This window comes from Tardiphaga sp. OK245, from assembly GCF_900108575.1.
In the GTDB taxonomy this organism is placed as follows: domain Bacteria; phylum Pseudomonadota; class Alphaproteobacteria; order Rhizobiales; family Xanthobacteraceae; genus Tardiphaga; species Tardiphaga robiniae.
Genome location: NZ_FNWZ01000006.1, coordinates 109,839 through 124,101, shown reverse-complemented (window position 1 = coordinate 124,101; position 14,263 = coordinate 109,839). Strand labels below are relative to the sequence as shown.

15 protein-coding genes are annotated in these 14,263 nt (G+C 62.9%); 4 read left to right on the top strand and 11 right to left on the bottom strand.

Annotated features, from left to right (window positions below; all coding sequences use genetic code 11):
- Window positions 1–2 precede the first annotated feature (2 nt).
- Window positions 3–1,121: an LLM class flavin-dependent oxidoreductase gene (locus tag BLW80_RS27055; RefSeq protein ID WP_093761370.1), complete on the bottom strand. Its 1,119-nt coding sequence runs from the start codon at window positions 1,119–1,121 to the stop codon at window positions 3–5.
- Window positions 1,122–1,136: 15 nt separating this feature from the next.
- Complete coding sequence (locus BLW80_RS27050; protein WP_170849820.1) at window positions 1,137–2,195, bottom strand: ABC transporter substrate-binding protein; 1,059 nt, start codon at window positions 2,193–2,195, stop codon at window positions 1,137–1,139.
- Window positions 2,196–2,322: 127 nt separating this feature from the next.
- On the opposite strand from BLW80_RS27050, the gene BLW80_RS27045 reads away from it, so the two are divergent.
- Complete coding sequence (locus BLW80_RS27045) at window positions 2,323–3,207, top strand: aliphatic sulfonate ABC transporter substrate-binding protein (RefSeq protein WP_093761368.1); 885 nt, start codon at window positions 2,323–2,325, stop codon at window positions 3,205–3,207.
- A 62-nt stretch (window positions 3,208–3,269) separates the two neighbouring features.
- Here BLW80_RS27045 and BLW80_RS27040 read toward each other — a convergent pair whose 3' ends face one another.
- The 7 genes from BLW80_RS27040 to BLW80_RS27010 all read right to left on the bottom strand — a co-directional run bounded on the left by BLW80_RS27040 (window position 3,270) and on the right by BLW80_RS27010 (window position 9,615).
- Window positions 3,270–4,658: a patatin-like phospholipase family protein gene (locus BLW80_RS27040; protein WP_170849819.1), complete on the bottom strand. Its 1,389-nt coding sequence runs from the start codon at window positions 4,656–4,658 to the stop codon at window positions 3,270–3,272.
- A 201-nt stretch (window positions 4,659–4,859) separates the two neighbouring features.
- A complete protein-coding gene (locus BLW80_RS27035; RefSeq protein WP_093761366.1) occupies window positions 4,860–5,957 on the bottom strand; it encodes a sensor histidine kinase in 1,098 nt (365 codons plus the stop codon).
- A gap of 87 nt (window positions 5,958–6,044) precedes the next feature.
- Window positions 6,045–7,523: an Asp-tRNA(Asn)/Glu-tRNA(Gln) amidotransferase subunit GatA gene (gatA, locus tag BLW80_RS27030; protein WP_093761364.1), complete on the bottom strand. Its 1,479-nt coding sequence runs from the start codon at window positions 7,521–7,523 to the stop codon at window positions 6,045–6,047.
- Entirely contained in the window at window positions 7,524–7,757 is a 234-nt protein-coding gene (locus tag BLW80_RS27025; protein ID WP_068732436.1) for a hypothetical protein, read from the bottom strand. It lies immediately after the preceding gene.
- 31 nt (window positions 7,758–7,788) lie between these two features.
- Window positions 7,789–8,076 carry an Asp-tRNA(Asn)/Glu-tRNA(Gln) amidotransferase subunit GatC gene (gatC, locus tag BLW80_RS27020; protein WP_093761362.1) on the bottom strand — a complete coding sequence of 96 codons (288 nt, stop codon included), beginning with the start codon at window positions 8,074–8,076 and terminating at the stop codon, window positions 7,789–7,791.
- 90 nt (window positions 8,077–8,166) lie between these two features.
- Window positions 8,167–9,243 (bottom strand): NAD(P)H-dependent flavin oxidoreductase, encoded by a 1,077-nt coding sequence (locus BLW80_RS27015; protein WP_093761360.1) that lies wholly within the window; start codon window positions 9,241–9,243, stop codon window positions 8,167–8,169.
- A 147-nt stretch (window positions 9,244–9,390) separates the two neighbouring features.
- Complete coding sequence (locus tag BLW80_RS27010) at window positions 9,391–9,615, bottom strand: hypothetical protein (protein ID WP_093761358.1); 225 nt, start codon at window positions 9,613–9,615, stop codon at window positions 9,391–9,393.
- An 80-nt stretch (window positions 9,616–9,695) separates the two neighbouring features.
- On the opposite strand from BLW80_RS27010, the gene BLW80_RS27005 reads away from it, so the two are divergent.
- The 3 genes from BLW80_RS27005 to BLW80_RS26995 are packed head-to-tail and all read left to right on the top strand — an operon-like array spanning window position 9,696 to window position 11,723.
- Window positions 9,696–10,253, top strand: coding sequence for a GNAT family N-acetyltransferase (locus tag BLW80_RS27005; RefSeq protein ID WP_093761356.1), 558 nt, complete (start codon window positions 9,696–9,698; stop codon window positions 10,251–10,253).
- Window positions 10,254–10,300: 47 nt separating this feature from the next.
- The gene (gene ruvX, locus BLW80_RS27000) at window positions 10,301–10,792 is read left to right on the top strand and encodes a Holliday junction resolvase RuvX (RefSeq protein ID WP_170849818.1); all 492 of its coding nucleotides are present in this window, start codon (window positions 10,301–10,303) and stop codon (window positions 10,790–10,792) included.
- A gap of 4 nt (window positions 10,793–10,796) precedes the next feature.
- Window positions 10,797–11,723 carry an AEC family transporter gene (locus BLW80_RS26995; RefSeq protein WP_093761352.1) on the top strand — a complete coding sequence of 309 codons (927 nt, stop codon included), beginning with the start codon at window positions 10,797–10,799 and terminating at the stop codon, window positions 11,721–11,723.
- Between the two features lie 62 nt (window positions 11,724–11,785).
- Here the strand turns inward: BLW80_RS26995 and BLW80_RS26990 are convergent, their stop codons facing one another.
- Together BLW80_RS26990 and BLW80_RS26985 are read right to left on the bottom strand one after the other, a co-directional pair.
- Window positions 11,786–12,580 carry a CPBP family intramembrane glutamic endopeptidase gene (locus BLW80_RS26990; RefSeq protein WP_244528461.1) on the bottom strand — a complete coding sequence of 265 codons (795 nt, stop codon included), beginning with the start codon at window positions 12,578–12,580 and terminating at the stop codon, window positions 11,786–11,788.
- Window positions 12,577–14,223 carry an acyl-CoA dehydrogenase family protein gene (locus BLW80_RS26985; RefSeq protein WP_093761350.1) on the bottom strand — a complete coding sequence of 549 codons (1,647 nt, stop codon included), beginning with the start codon at window positions 14,221–14,223 and terminating at the stop codon, window positions 12,577–12,579. Before BLW80_RS26985 ends, BLW80_RS26990 begins: the two co-directional genes overlap by 4 nt.
- Window positions 14,224–14,263: the final 40 nt, after the last annotated feature.

Genomic DNA, 14,263 nt, shown 5'->3' with positions numbered 1-14,263 from the left:
CGTCAACCTCGTGCAGCGTTGAAGAAAGGACCGATCGGATGTGCCGTTTGTCGCCGGTCACCACGATCGAAAGGAAGCAGCGGCAGCAGCAGGTCCGCCACGCGGTAGGTTTCCTCGAGCAGAGGCTGGCCAGAGACGATGAAAGTGTCGAAACCGACATCGCGATATTCCAGGATGCGCGCCGCGACCGTTTCCGGATCTCCGACGATGGCGGTGCCCGGCCCGTTCCGCACCAGTCCGAAGCCGGCCCAGATATCCGGATAGATCTCCAGCTCCTGCGCGTGTTTAGGCTTCCGCGTGCCGACAATCTCTCGCATCCGGCGCTGGCCGACGGAGTCGGAGGCGGCATTGCGCGCCTGGGCGCCCTGCACCGCAGTGTCGTCCATGCGATCGAGCAGCCACTGCGCGGCATCCCACGCTTCCTGCTTCGTCTCACGGACGATCAGATTGATCCTGATGCCGAATTTCACGTTGCGACCGAGCGCCCTGGCACGCTCGCGCACCACCTTGATCTTCTCCGCAGCCTGGGGCGGCGGCTCGCCCCATGTCAGGTAGGTGTCGGCATGGCGCGCCGCGACGGACAGCGCGGGCTCCGACGAACCGCCGAAGAACAGTGGCGGATACGGCTTCTGCACCGCAGGCAATTTGAGTTGGGCGTTGCGCAGGTTCAGGTACTTGCCCTGGAAATCGACCACCTCGCCCGTCATCAGCCGGCGATACAGGCCCCAGTATTCGTCGGTGAGCGCGTAGCGTTCGTCATGAGCGAGCTCGATGCCGTAAGGCGGCATCTGGTGCTGCTCGCCGGTGACCATGTTGAGGATCAGTCGGCCGTCCGAAAACTGGTCGAAGGTCGCCGCCTTCTGCGCCAGCATCAGCGGCGCGACGATGCCCGGATGCACGGCAATGATGAACTTCATGCGCTTGGTGAGCGGGATCAGCGACGCGCCCAGAACCCAGGCATCATGCTCGCCGCCACCGGTCGCCAGCAGCGCGCCCGTATAGCCGAGCTGATCGACCGCGCGTGCGATCTGCGCGAGATAGTCATGATCGACCGGGCGCCGGCCCTTGGCGTTCCAGGGATACGGGCCATCTTGCGGGATCAGGTACCAATAGATCTCCATCGTAACCTCCCAGCCTTACTTGAGCAGCTCATGCGCGAGCGCGAGCGGCTCCGGGTTGATCCAGCCGGCCACGTCGAAATCCCTGACGATGAAGCCGTGGCGCAGCAGGAAATCCTTCTGGCTTGCCAGGCCCCGTTTCCTCACATCCGAGAGATCGAGCCCGAAACTTCGCGGCGCGGCCGATCCATAGGCCGCGCGCGCCTCGTCGGCCGAGCGCCCGACCTCCTTGCCGATGATGTCGAACACCTCGGCCGGATGCCCCTGTGCCCAGTGCGACGCCCGCAACAGCACTGCGAGATAGCGTGCCACCAGATCCGGGCGCTCGAGCGCGGTGCGCCGATCGACCGTCACCGGCCGCGGATTGCCATTGTTGACGCGCAGCAACGGATCGTCCTGCTCCGCCAGATTGATCAGCGACCGCAGTCCATGCGTCCCCACGGTTCCGAGCCCCGGCGCGCCCTTCACATAAATGGCATCGACCTCACCGCGCGCGAGCGCGGCGGCTTCGAGCTCGTGAAAGCGGCCATTGGCGACGCCAGCCGCCACGGCGAATGTCGGCTGATCGCTGGTGATATCGACGAGTTCGCTGTCCGCGAGGTGCAGCCCGGCAATCCCGAGACCGGTCTCGATGCCGCGTAGCGACATGGCGCGCGCGAAATCGACGCGTTGGCCCTCTTGCCGCGGCAGACCGATCCTTCTGCCGCGAAGGTCGGCCAGAGAATGAATGTCCGAATCCGCGCGAACGACGATGGCCTGGTATTCATCTATCCACGTCAGCGCCACGGTTACCGTGTCGCGTCCTTCGGACCGCGCCCAGATCGCGGGAATGTTGCCGCCTTCGCGAAACAGGCCGGGCAGCGAATGATCGAAATGCGAAATGTTGACGCGCGGATCTTCGGAATCGCGGATCGATCGAAGTACGATTCCGGACGTCGCGAATTCATCGCGCAGCAGCCCTAGATCAAGCGCTATGCCGGACGCCGTCGGCACAGGACAACGTGTGTACCAGAGCTCATCGACGGAGGATGATTTTTCAAACTCACGCGTTGCCAGACGTTCCGTCGTTACAGTCATCGGCATCTCCTGTAAGTAAATCGAGCGCGTTGCGAAACTTCGATAGACCATCATCGATGGATGAACGACCGAAAAAGAGCGTCGAAGTGTAGTTTGAAATGAACACGCTGCTATCAGGAGAGATGTAATGACATTTGTTCTTCGCATTGGCGCCCACGCCAACAATCCGTCTCTTCTTGTGCTCAGCCAGAACGGGTTGCTCGAAAAACGGATCTCGGCGCACGGCGGAAGCGTCAAATGGGTGAAGATCGCGGCAGGCGCACGCACTGTCGAATATGTCGGCGCCAATCTGATCCAGATCGGCGGCACCGGCCTGACACCGCCTATCGCCGCGCAGGCCAAAGGCGTGCCGATCGTTACTTTCGCCGCATCAGAAGCGCGCGCAGTCGGCGGCATCTATGTTCGCAAGGACAGTCCGGTGAAAACGGTTGCCGATCTCGCCGGAAAGACGATCTCGCTCGGCATTGGCTCCTGGCTGCAGGCCCTGCTAGCAACGGCGCTCGACCGTGCCAGCCTGACCTGGAACGATATTGTGCCGCTTGATCTTACCGAGCCGGAGTCACGTCAGGCATTGTTGGCTGGCGACATCGATGCGTGGGTTTCAGGCGGAGGACTTCGTGGCGGCGCGGATGAGATCCGGGCCATCGCCAACACCGGCGATCTCGTCACCAACCCCTCGGTGTTTTTCGCACGCCGCGATTTCGCAGATGATAATCCGAACATTATTGCGGCCGTAGCGAGCGCCTTGCACGAAACGGATCGCTGGATTGCGCAGCATCCGGCAGACGCTGCAGCGATCCTCGCACGCGTCGCCGGGGGGCCGCTCGACGCCGCCGAATGGGAAAAGCACATCGCACAGCGCCCATGGGGCATCCATCAGGTCGACGACAGGTTCATCGCCGAGCAGCAGAAGGCAGCCGATCTTTTCTTCAGGTTTGGTCTGCTGCCACGCAAGGTCGATATTCGCGATGCAATCTATCGCCACCCGCTTAATCTCGATCGCGCTGCGTAACATCCAATCCCGGAACGCATGAACGGGTAAGAACCGCTTGTCGCATTCCGTTAGGAGGCCGGCTATATCCCCGAAGCGAAGGCCCTGAACACGGAGCTGGCACGCAACGTCTCGCGACCGGCCAGGATCAAGTCATCGACCTGTCCCTGCGGCAGCTGGAAACGCGTCGGAACGGCTTCGAGCACTGCGGCACGCGCCGGATCTAGCTGATCGAACCCAAGCCGGCCGACGAAGAGCTGCAGATCGGTGCAGCGCCAGCCGGGCCGCGCGCCATAACGGGCACGCTCTGCCGCCGACAAGCCGCAGCGCCACTTGATCAGCGACGATTGCCAGTCCTTCATGGTTCGGTCGAATGCGGTGTAGCTGGAGCCGATGCTCGCATCCATAGTGGTGTCCACCGCAGCCTTGATCAGATCGACGCCTTCAGGCCCTTCCACCGTATTGATCCAGTTGCCGGAGAGACCGACTTTGGAATCCACCACCATGAAGATCCCGCGGCGCAGCCGGACCGCCTGCTGCGGTGTCATCGGGCCATAGGGTGTCTCGGAGGATTCGCGCACGATGGTCAGCGCAGAGACGCCGTAATTGTCGACCAGCCCGCCATCCATCAGCTTGATGTAGGGCACCGCGCCGTCGCGGTAACGCATCACTGCCTTGGAATAGGCACTCAACATTGGCGACGCATTGCGGTTCGCGGCTGCGCGCGCGACCCAAGGCGGCAGCGGCTCGTTGCATGTGCCGGGGAAGGCCTGCACCACGGCCGGCGCAAAGGCGAGCGGCACCGCGGCCGACGCAGCCACTGCGCCCGACAGCGGATACTTGCTGAGATCGCTGCAGATCGCGGCGAAGGCCGTGTTGTCGAACACGAACGGCACGCGGTTATAGATATCCGAGGCGTTGATCCAGACCCGTGGAGAACCGCTATTTCGCAGGCTGCCGAAAGTCGCATTCTGGAACAGGTTGGCGTCGAGCCAACTGGTGAAGCCCTTGGAGTCATTGATGCCACCGCCCAAGGCACGGCCGATAGTACCTAGCGACAACTGCGTCGTCAGGCCGGCCTCGGCATTCTGCAGCAGGAAACGTTCACGGAAGTCCGACAGCGCCGCGCGCTTCTTCAAACCGTAATAAGCCGCCGTGACCGAACCGCCGGAAACGCCGGACAGAAAGTCGATGCGTTCCAGCATGGTGTCGGATGCACCGCGCATGCGGATGCTGCCCAGTTCTTCCAGGACACCGAACGAAAACGCCGCAGCGCGCGTGCCACCGCCTGAGAACGAAAATCCGATCAACAGGTCGTCCTGCTCGGCAGCATCCTTGAAAACGGCGTCGAGATTGGGATCGAGGGAGGCGCCGGCCAGCGGCACGTTGGCGGGAAGGTTGTAGACCGACGTACAGCCCAGCAGCAGCGCACAGGTCGTGACCACGACACCGATGGAACGCAACGCACTCATCACTTCTCTACCGATCCCACAAGACGGCCGCACCAAACGGCACGGACCGTGTCCGGACGGTCCCCAATCCGGAATCTCAATCAGATATTACCGTAAAGCATTGCAATTCGATGCAAACTGACGATCCGGCACCAATCGCGCCAGTAACGTGGCTAATGAATGGTGAAACAAGGTGCGCGCCAAATGGCGCGGCGCCAATCCTCAGTTCAGCTGCGTGCCCGGCGCGGCATCGAATACCAGCGTGAACCAGCTGCCCTGCCCGCGAATGCTCTCGGCGTTGAACTTCACGTTCGGCGCATTCTCTTTGAGCGTCTGCAGGATCAGCGCCCCAAGCTTGCGCGGCGACGGCCAGTCCTGTCCTTCACCAAGGCCGATGCCGTCATCGGCGACAACCACCGTGACGAGGCCGCCTTCCAGCTTGCAGATCAGTTTGATCTGACCGCCGGCACGGCCGACGAAGGCGTATTTCAGCGCATTGGTCAGCATCTCGTTGACCAGCAGTCCCGCCGGCATCGCGATATTGATCGACATCGGGCAATAGCCGACCTGCACGTCGAGCGTGATATCCGCCGTCGCGCTGGCAGCCATCACGGCATTGGCGATGTCCGACAGATACTGGCCGAGATCGATCTCGGGCGTCGCATTCTCGTCGGACAGCGTCCGGTACAGCACTGTCAGCGCATCGATCCGGCTCGCCAGCCGGCCAAGCGCAACAGCCTCGCCTTCCACGGCCGAGCGGGCTTCGAGCCGCACCAGCGCCGTGATGAGTTGCAGATTGTTCTTCACCCGATGCTGCAGCTCGCGCATCAGCATGTCGCGGTCGCGTATCTGGTTCTCGAATTGCTCGATCTGCGCACGCTCGCGGCCGCCGACATCAACCAGCGCGGCGATCCGGAAATTCTCGACGCCGTCGTCACTCTCGATCACCGAGGCATAGGCCTGCACGATCACCAGCCGTTCCAGCGGTAGCGACGGCCGGAACACGCCGATGAAATCCTCGCCGTCGCGGATCGCTTCGCCGAGTGTCTGGCTCTGATTATCTTCGTTGAGAAAGCCGTCGAGGCAGGTCCAGCTCTGGCCTTCGACATCGGCCGGCGCCATTGCCATCAGTTGCTCGAAGGCCCTGTTGATATAGACAACCTGCTGATCGCTGCCCAATCCGCGCGAGATGGCGAGCGCAACGGGAACATGATCCAGCAGATGCTTGTAGCGATCATTCTCGATCGCCTGCGCAAGCTTCGGGGAACCCAGAATCTGATCGACCTGTTGGGAAGGCGGAAGCCCGTCGTCGGTGCTCATGCACGGTCCATGCTCATGGGCAAACCATGGCCAAGTGCACCGCAAAACGCAATGTCAAACGCGCAACACTTCACGCGGATGATGATGTCAGGCCCACCACTTCGTTGGCGTGAAACGCCCCGATGCCTGCTCGATGGTTTCGCCGATCGAGAACAGCGTTTCCTCGTCGAATGGACGCCCGATCAGCTGCAGCCCGAGCGGCAATCCCTGCGCGTCCTTGCCGGCGGGAACCGCGATGCCCGGCAGGCCGGCCATGTTCACCGTCACCGTGAAGATGTCGTTGAGATACATCTCGATCGGATCGGCGCCGCCCTTCTCACCAATGCCGAAGGCGGCCGACGGTGTCGCCGGCGTCAGGATCGCATGGATGCCCTTGGCGAAGCATTCTTCGAAGTCGCGCTTGATCAGCGTGCGGACTTTTTGCGCGCGGAGATAGTAAGCGTCGTAATAGCCGGCCGAGAGGACATAGGTTCCGATCATGACGCGGCGGCGCACTTCCGCGCCAAAACCTTCGGCGCGGGTATTTTCATACATGTCGCTGATGCTGCGGCCGGGTACGCGCAGGCCATAGCGCACGCCGTCATAGCGCGCGAGGTTCGACGAGGCTTCGGCGGGCGCCACGATGTAATAGGCCGGCAGCGCGTATTTGGTGTGCGGCAACGACACGTCGACGAGTTCGGCACCGGCGGCCTTGAGCTGCGCAGCGCCTTCCGACCAGAGCTTCTCGATCTCGCCCGGCATGCCGTCGATGCGATATTCCTTGGGAATGCCGATCTTCATGCCCTTGACGGACTTGCCGATCGCGGCCTCGTAATCCGGCACTTCGCGATCGACCGAGGTGGAATCCTTGGGATCGTAGCCGGCCATCGAACGCATCAGGATCGCGGTGTCGCGCACGGTGCGCGCAATCGGCCCGGCCTGATCGAGTGACGACGCGAAAGCGACCGTGCCCCAGCGCGAGCAGCGGCCATAGGTCGGCTTCATACCGACGATGCCGGCGAAGGCCGCGGGCTGGCGGATCGAACCGCCGGTGTCCGTCGCGGTGGCGCCAAGGCAGAGACCCGCGGCAACGGCCGAAGCCGAACCGCCGGACGAGCCGCCAGGCACCAGATTGACGTCGGAGCCGTCGCGCCGCCACGGATTGATCACCGGACCGAAGAACGAAGTCTCGTTCGCCGAGCCCATGGCGAATTCATCATTGTTCAGCTTGCCGAGCATCACCGCCCCGTCACGCCACAGCTGTGCGGTCACGGTCGACTCGTAAGGCGGCACGAAATTGCCGAGGATCTTCGAACAGGCGGTTGTGCGCACGCCCTTGGTCGCAAACAGATCCTTGATGCCGAGCGGGACGCCACCAAGCCAGCCGCCCTCGCCTTTGGCGAGTTTCGCGTCGGCCGCCTGCGCCATGGCGCGCGCCTGATCCGGCGTCTCCAGCACATAGGCGTTCAGCACGCGTGCGGCTTCCATCGCCTTGAGATGCGCGTCGGTCAGTTCGACTGACGTGAAGGATTTGGTCGCAAGGCCGTCACGCGCCTCGGCGAGTGTCAGCGACGTCAGATCTGTCATCTATTTATTGACCGGGCTGCAAAAGAAGGGAGAGAGCGTCTTGTCGTTTTCAGGTGCATCTTTTTTGAAAGAGCTGCGGCGGAGCTTGTCGTCAGCCTCCTGTGCGGCCTGAACCTTGTCGAGGATGGCATCCATGGCCGCATCGACGTCCTTGACCTTCCCCTGACGCTCCATCTCGTCGAGGTAGTCCATATAGAGCTGATAGGACTTTTCATCGTCGCAAAGCAGGCACATGGCGGTTTCCGTTCGAACGGTTCTTGCTCGATTACTCGACGACTTTCGGCACAAGGAAGAAATGATCTTCGGACTCCGGCGCATTCGCCGTCACCGCATCGACGATCTCGCCGTCATTGACGACATCGGCGCGCTTCTTCATTTCCATCGGCATCACCGAGGTCATCGGCTCGACGCCGTCGACATTCACTTCCTGCAACTGCTCGACAAAGGCCAGCATCGCGTTCAGCTCGCCCTGCAGATGGGGAACTTCAGCGTCTGTGACCGCGATCCGCGCGAGATGCGCGATACGGCGAACGGTGGCAGCATCGACGGACATTATATAGGCCTCAGGGCAATATCTGTCCGCCGTATAGCAGACGGAGGTTTCGCGCCGCAACCGGCGGACGCCTCCGCCTGTTTGGCGCCTCTAGCCCCGCAATTCAGCCATCCGCGCCAATGCGGCCGCCGCCAGCGACCGTGTCAGCTCTGCCGCAGGCCGTTCGCTGCCCATTCCGACCGACTGTCCGGCCCAGAGATTGGTAAAATCGGTCCGTCCGAGCTTCTCGGCGGCGGCTTTCAGAGGCCCCAGCGCGGTCGCCGAATGCGGGAATGCCGGCGCATCGGGCGAGACCGGCCCGACCTCGCTCATCACGCGGTTGACGACACCACGGGCCGGACGGCCGGTCATGACATTGGTGATGACGGTGGAGGCGTCCGAAGCCCCGGCCAGGGCCGCGCGACCCGGCCCGCTGACCTTGGATTCCGGCGTACGCAGATAGGCGGTACCGATCTGCACACCCGCCGCGCCGAGCACAAAGGCTGCGGCGATGCCACGCCCATCGGCGATACCGCCGGCCGCGATCACCGGCACCTTCACCGCATCCACCACCTGCGGCAGCAGCGCGAACAGGCCGGGCTGGGTTGCGATATCCTCGGTCAGGAACATGCCGCGATGACCGCCGGCCTCCGCGCCCTGCGCGATGACCGCGTCGACGCCGCGCTCTTCGAGCCAGACGGCTTCCTTGACGATGGTCGCCGAGGCAATGACCCGACAGCCGGCTGCCTTGATGCGCTTCAAGAGCGCCGGGTCCGGCAGGCCGAAGTGAAAGCTGACCACTTCGGGCTTCAGCTCTTCCACCAGCGCGCACATCGCCTCATCGAACGGCGCGCGGTTGGCCGCATTGATGTCTGCGTTCGGATCGAGCCCGAGTTCGGCGTAATAGGACGACAGCCGCTTGCGCCAGTTGGCCTCGCGTGCCGGATCAGCGTCCACCGCCGTATGGCAGAAGTAATTCATGTTGACCGGCGCGGAGACGCGCTGGCGCACGATATTGATCTGCTCACGGGCTTTCTCCGGCGAGATCATTGCGCACGGCAACGAGGCCAGCGCGCCGCCCTCCGCTGCGCCAATCATGATGTCGGCATCCTGCACGCCGGCCATCGGCGCCTGCACGATGGGAAATTCGGTGCCGAAAAGGTCGATCAGTCGGCGGTCGGGCCACATGGGGATCTCCGGATTCTTGCGACAATCTTGCGGCAATGCCTCTGAATCCAGCGGCAAAGCAGTGACGATCTTGAGACAAACGTGAGGAAATGGCACGCGCATCATTGCCGAGCCTTGCTCAGGCTAACACGGCCGCACCCGCGTGAGCTATGCGGTTGCGCGGGGGATGAGCATCCACTTGCGCAGCGCCACGCCGGCCCAGATCGCCTCCACCAGCCCGAACGGCCAGGCGCCCTGCAGGAAGCCATAGAGCGATCCGAGCCCGCAGGCGCCGGCAAAGGCCAGCGTGAACCACGGACTGCGCGCTTCCAGCGCGTAACAGACCAGCATGGCGCTGACTGCAAACAATCCGAACAGGCTGAGCGGATCCATGGAGGGCTCGTGACTTGCAGGCGAGGAAGCGAAGGCGATATCACATTGCCGCAGATCGCTCCCGATGTGAAACGCGACCGATGACCGCTGCCATTCCCGAACTCACCACGCCCAGGCTGATCCTGCGCCCACTCGTGCTGGCTGACTCCGATGCCGTGCAAAAGCTTTTCCCGCGAATAGAGGTGGTGCGTTTCCTGGCCAGCCGCGTGCCATGGCCCTACCCGGCTGATGGCGCCTTCACTTTCCTGCGCGATGTCGTGCTGCCAGGCATGGAGCGCGGCACCGAATGGCACTGGTCGATCCGCCTGAAGAGCGCACCGGAGCAACTGATCGGCATGATCAATGTCAGGGACAGCGGCGACGACAACCGCGGCTTCTGGCTCGATCCCGCCTGGCACGGGCAAGGGCTGATGACCGAGGCCAGCGACGCCGTCACCGAATTCTGGTTCGACACCCTGCAGCGGCCCGTGTTGCGCGTTATCAAGGCCATCGCCAACACCGCTTCGCGCCGGATTTCGGAAACGTCCGGCATGCGCGTGATCGCCACCGAGGATCGCGACTACGTCTCCGGCCGTTGGCCCTCGGAAATCTGGGAAATGACCGCCGAGGAATGGCGCAGCCGCCGTCCGCTCCGATAATTGCGGCGCAGCGTTTGATCTGATGGCTCCGCGTGTTATGCGGGACAATGCCTGCAGTCATCCTTCCCCTCGTCGAAGCCGCCACATATCTGCCCGCCCGCGGCGCACTGATCGGTCTCGATCTCGGCACCAAGACCATTGGTGTCGCGGTGTCCGATCCCGATCGCCGTCTCGCGACCGGCATTGAGACTGTCGAACGAACTGCTTTCAAGGCCGATGCCGCACGCCTCATCAAGCTTGCCGCTGAGCGAAATATCTGCGGCTTCGTCCTTGGTCTTCCCATCAATATGGACGGCAGCGAGGGACCGCGCGCGCAATCGACCCGCGCCTTCGCCCGCAACTTCTCGAAACTGACTGAATTGCCAATCGCCTTCTGGGACGAGCGGCTCTCCACATCTGCGGTCGAGCGCGAACTGATCGCCAATGATGTCAGCCGCGCCAAACGCGCCAAGGTCATCGACGAACATGCCGCGATCTTCATTCTTCAGGGCGCGCTAGATCGCCTCGCCGCCTTGCTGCGCACGCCGGATATTCGCTGACCCCATGCTGACGGTATTTGCCGCTCTCGTCCCGGTCTTCCTGCTCATCGTGCTCGGCTACGCGCTGCGGCGCCTGCTGCTGAAACAGAACATCGAATGGGTCGGGCTGGAACAGCTCGTCTATTATGTCCTGTTCCCCGCCCTGCTCATCGACACACTGGCGCGCGCCAATCTGGCGTCGGTGCCCATCGCAGGTGTCGGCGGTGCCTTGTTGCTCTCCGTCATCCTGATGTCTGCGCTATGTCTGGCGCTGCGTCCGTTGCTGGCGCGGGCCATCGGCCTCGATGGGCCGGCATTTACGTCGCTGTTTCAGGGCGCCACGCGTTGGCAGACCTTCGTGGCACTATCGGTCGCCGGCAATCTGTGGGGCGATCTCGGCATCACGCTGGCCTCCGTCGCCATGGTGGCGATGATCCCGCTGCTGAATATTCTGGCGGTCTGGGTGCTGGCGCATTACGCCTCACCGCAGCGGATGGCGTGGCCAGCGCTGCTGCTGACCATCGCCAAGAACCCGCTGATCTGGGCCTGCGTGATCGGCCTCGCGATCAACCTAGCCGGATTGCCCGTGCCGCGCCCCGCACACGAATTCCTCGATGCGCTCGGGCGCTGCTCTCTGGCGATGGGCCTGCTCATTGTCGGCGCAGGTCTTCAACTCGAAGGCCTACACAGACCCGGCATGGCTGCAGCACTGACGGTCGTCTTGAAACTGGCCGTGATGCCGCTGATCGCCATGGGCCTCGGCATCGCCTTCGGCCTGTCCGGCGCCAATCTCGCGGTGGTCGTCTGCTGCGCGTCGGTGCCGTCGGCGTCGAACGGCTATATTCTGGCGCGGCAGATGGGCGGCGACGCGCCCCTCCTGGCGCAGATCCTGACCATTCAGACCACGCTGGCGGTCCTGACCATGCCCGTCTTCATTGCGCTGGCGGAATAGGTTTTTCTTTTTTTGAGCATGATCTTGCCCGAAAACCGGTTCCCACTTTTCGGGATCATGCTCTAGGGCGATATCACACCGTTCGCGATGAGCAGCGTCTGAACAGTCGCCGCCAGATTGTTGAGGCCATGCAGAAAGATCGTCAGCCATGTCGAGTGGCTGCGATAGCGCATATAGCCGAACAGCAGGCCGATGGTGAAAATCTCGACGAAAAAGAACCAATCGTACTGCAGATGCATCGCCGTCCAGACCAGCGATGATGCCACGATGGCGCCAAACGGCCGCAAGAACGATTCCGACCAGCCGCGATAGAGGAAGCCTCGCGCGAAGAACTCTTCGGTCATCGGCGCGCCGACGCAGAACGCGATCACGAGCAGCCACAGCGCGCCGTCGGCGCGGGCCGACTTCAACACTTCCAGCATGAAAGTCGGCGCGGAGTCGCGCCCCATGCCTTTTGCGACCAGCTCCCAGGCGCCCACCAGCGCGATCAGCGCCACCGTGCCGATGACATAGTTTTTCCAGGACGTACCGCGTAGCCCCAGATAGTCCGCAAAGGATTGCCGCGCCATGCGCGTCGCCAGCCACAGCGCCAGACACACGGCCGGAAGCCCCATGAGAACGGACGCGGCGATGGTCGTACCGCTGCTCATCGCCTTGATCAGCAGCGTCGCATCGAGTGGCGCATCCTTGATCAGCAGGTAATAGGCAACGACGGTCAATTGACCGACGAACATCGCTGCAAAAGCGAACAGACCCCAGAGGCACGTGCCCCAGAATTTCCAGACCCGCGGCGGCTTTATCGCGGGTGGCAGATCCGAGGGTACAGCGGGAGCGATCGGCGTCTCCAGTGCACTCACTGCGGCAACGCCCGCTCGAGCAGTCCCCGACCCTGAGCTTCGGTCAATTCAGCGGTGCCGTAGATGGCGTTGCGCGCACCATCGAGGCGTGTCCGCGCAAACAGTTCGGCATGGGGCGGATGTACCATGTTCAGCGCGGCGCAGGCTGCCAGCAACGCCAGCGATTCCACTGCTTGCCGCGCTACACGCTCGCTATCGGGCCGCAGCAAGGTGCGAATGATAAAGGCCGCAGTGTCGGCCGCGCCGGGCAGTCCGCGCGTCTCCAGCATCAGATCCTGCAGCACCGCGGTCGATGCGTCGCCTTCGCGCGACAGCGCCCGCAGCACATCGAGGCACATCACATTGCCGGAGCCTTCCCAGATCGCATTGACCGGCGCCTCACGATAGTGCCGCGCCAGAATGCCCTCCTCGACATAGCCGTTGCCGCCCATGCATTCCATGGCCTCGTAAAGGAAACCCGGCGCCGATTTGCAGACCCAGTACTTCACCACCGGCGTGAGGAAACGCATATACGCCGCCTCGGACGTATCCTCCGCCGCCAGGTCGAAGGAGCGACACAGCCGCATCACCAGCGCCGTCGATGCCTCCACATGCAGCGCCATATCGGCGAGCACGCTTTGCATCATCGGCTGATCGGCAAGATGTTTCTGGAACACGCTGCGATGCCTGGCGTGATGCAGCGCGTGAACGAGGCCCGAGCGCATCAATCCAGCCGATGCCGTGGCGCAATCCTGCCGCGTCAGCTGCACCATCTGGATGATGGTGCGGATGCCCTTACCCTCGTCGCCGACGCGCAGTGCATAGGCATCGTTGAACTCGACTTCCGACGACGCATTGGAGCGATTGCCGAGCTTGTCCTTCAGACGCTGGAAATTCAGCGCATTGAGCGAACCATCCGGCCGGAACCGCGGCATGAAGAAACAGCTCAACCCGTCATCAGCCTGCGCCAGCACCAGAAACGCGTCGCACATCGGTGCCGACATGAACCATTTGTGGCCGCTGATGCGATACGCATCGCCGTCGCGCACCGCGCGCGTCATGTTGCTGCGCACATCCGTGCCGCCCTGCCGCTCGGTCATGCCCATGCCCAGCGTCATGCCACGCTTGGCCGACCATGGCGCAAAGCTCGGATCGTAATCGCGGCTGGCGATGACCGGCATCACCCGCGCCAGCACATCCGGCTGCATCGCCAGCGCGCCGACGGCAGCCCGTGTCATGGTGATCGGGCATAGATGTCCGGTCTCGACCTGCGCGGCCATGTAGAATTTTGCGGCGCGCGCCACTTCGGACGCGCCTCGCGCGGACTTGCCGTCACGCGTCCATGTCGAATTGTGAATTCCCGCTGCAACGCTCTGTGCCATCAGCTCGTGATAGGCCGGATGAAACTCAATCTCGTCGCGCCGGTTACCGCGTGCATCGAAAGTCCGCAGCTTCGGCGTATTCTCGTTGGCCAGCCGCGCGCGCTGCGCCATCTCGGCCGATCCCCAGAGCTGACCGAATTCGGCGTGGTCGACATAGGCGAACGAGCCCTCATTCATCGCAACGGCTTCCACGAGCGGCCGGTCCAGCTCGAACAGATTGACGTCCTCGAAGGGAGGCGACTGGTTGAGCACCGCATGAATGGCAGAGGTGGCGTCGGTCATGAATCAGTTCCGGCTGAGGCGATATTGCGAATCATTTTAC

Bases quoted from the DNA above. Each gene is read 5' to 3' on its own strand.
- BLW80_RS27055 (WP_093761370.1), bottom strand. From the start codon at position 1,121: ATGGAGATCTATTGGTACCTGATCCCGCAAGATGGCCCGTATCCCTGG.
- BLW80_RS27050 (WP_170849820.1), bottom strand. From the start codon at position 2,195: ATGACTGTAACGACGGAACGTCTGGCAACGCGTGAGTTTGAAAAATCA.
- BLW80_RS27045 (WP_093761368.1), top strand. From the start codon at position 2,323: ATGACATTTGTTCTTCGCATTGGCGCCCACGCCAACAATCCGTCTCTT.
- BLW80_RS27040 (WP_170849819.1), bottom strand. From the start codon at position 4,658: ATGAGTGCGTTGCGTTCCATCGGTGTCGTGGTCACGACCTGTGCGCTG.
- BLW80_RS27035 (WP_093761366.1), bottom strand. From the start codon at position 5,957: ATGAGCACCGACGACGGGCTTCCGCCTTCCCAACAGGTCGATCAGATT.
- gatA (WP_093761364.1), bottom strand. From the start codon at position 7,523: ATGACAGATCTGACGTCGCTGACACTCGCCGAGGCGCGTGACGGCCTT.
- BLW80_RS27025 (WP_068732436.1), bottom strand. From the start codon at position 7,757: ATGTGCCTGCTTTGCGACGATGAAAAGTCCTATCAGCTCTATATGGAC.
- gatC (WP_093761362.1), bottom strand. From the start codon at position 8,076: ATGTCCGTCGATGCTGCCACCGTTCGCCGTATCGCGCATCTCGCGCGG.
- BLW80_RS27015 (WP_093761360.1), bottom strand. From the start codon at position 9,243: ATGTGGCCCGACCGCCGACTGATCGACCTTTTCGGCACCGAATTTCCC.
- BLW80_RS27010 (WP_093761358.1), bottom strand. From the start codon at position 9,615: ATGGATCCGCTCAGCCTGTTCGGATTGTTTGCAGTCAGCGCCATGCTG.
- BLW80_RS27005 (WP_093761356.1), top strand. From the start codon at position 9,696: ATGACCGCTGCCATTCCCGAACTCACCACGCCCAGGCTGATCCTGCGC.
- ruvX (WP_170849818.1), top strand. From the start codon at position 10,301: ATGCCTGCAGTCATCCTTCCCCTCGTCGAAGCCGCCACATATCTGCCC.
- BLW80_RS26995 (WP_093761352.1), top strand. From the start codon at position 10,797: ATGCTGACGGTATTTGCCGCTCTCGTCCCGGTCTTCCTGCTCATCGTG.
- BLW80_RS26985 (WP_093761350.1), bottom strand. From the start codon at position 14,223: ATGACCGACGCCACCTCTGCCATTCATGCGGTGCTCAACCAGTCGCCT.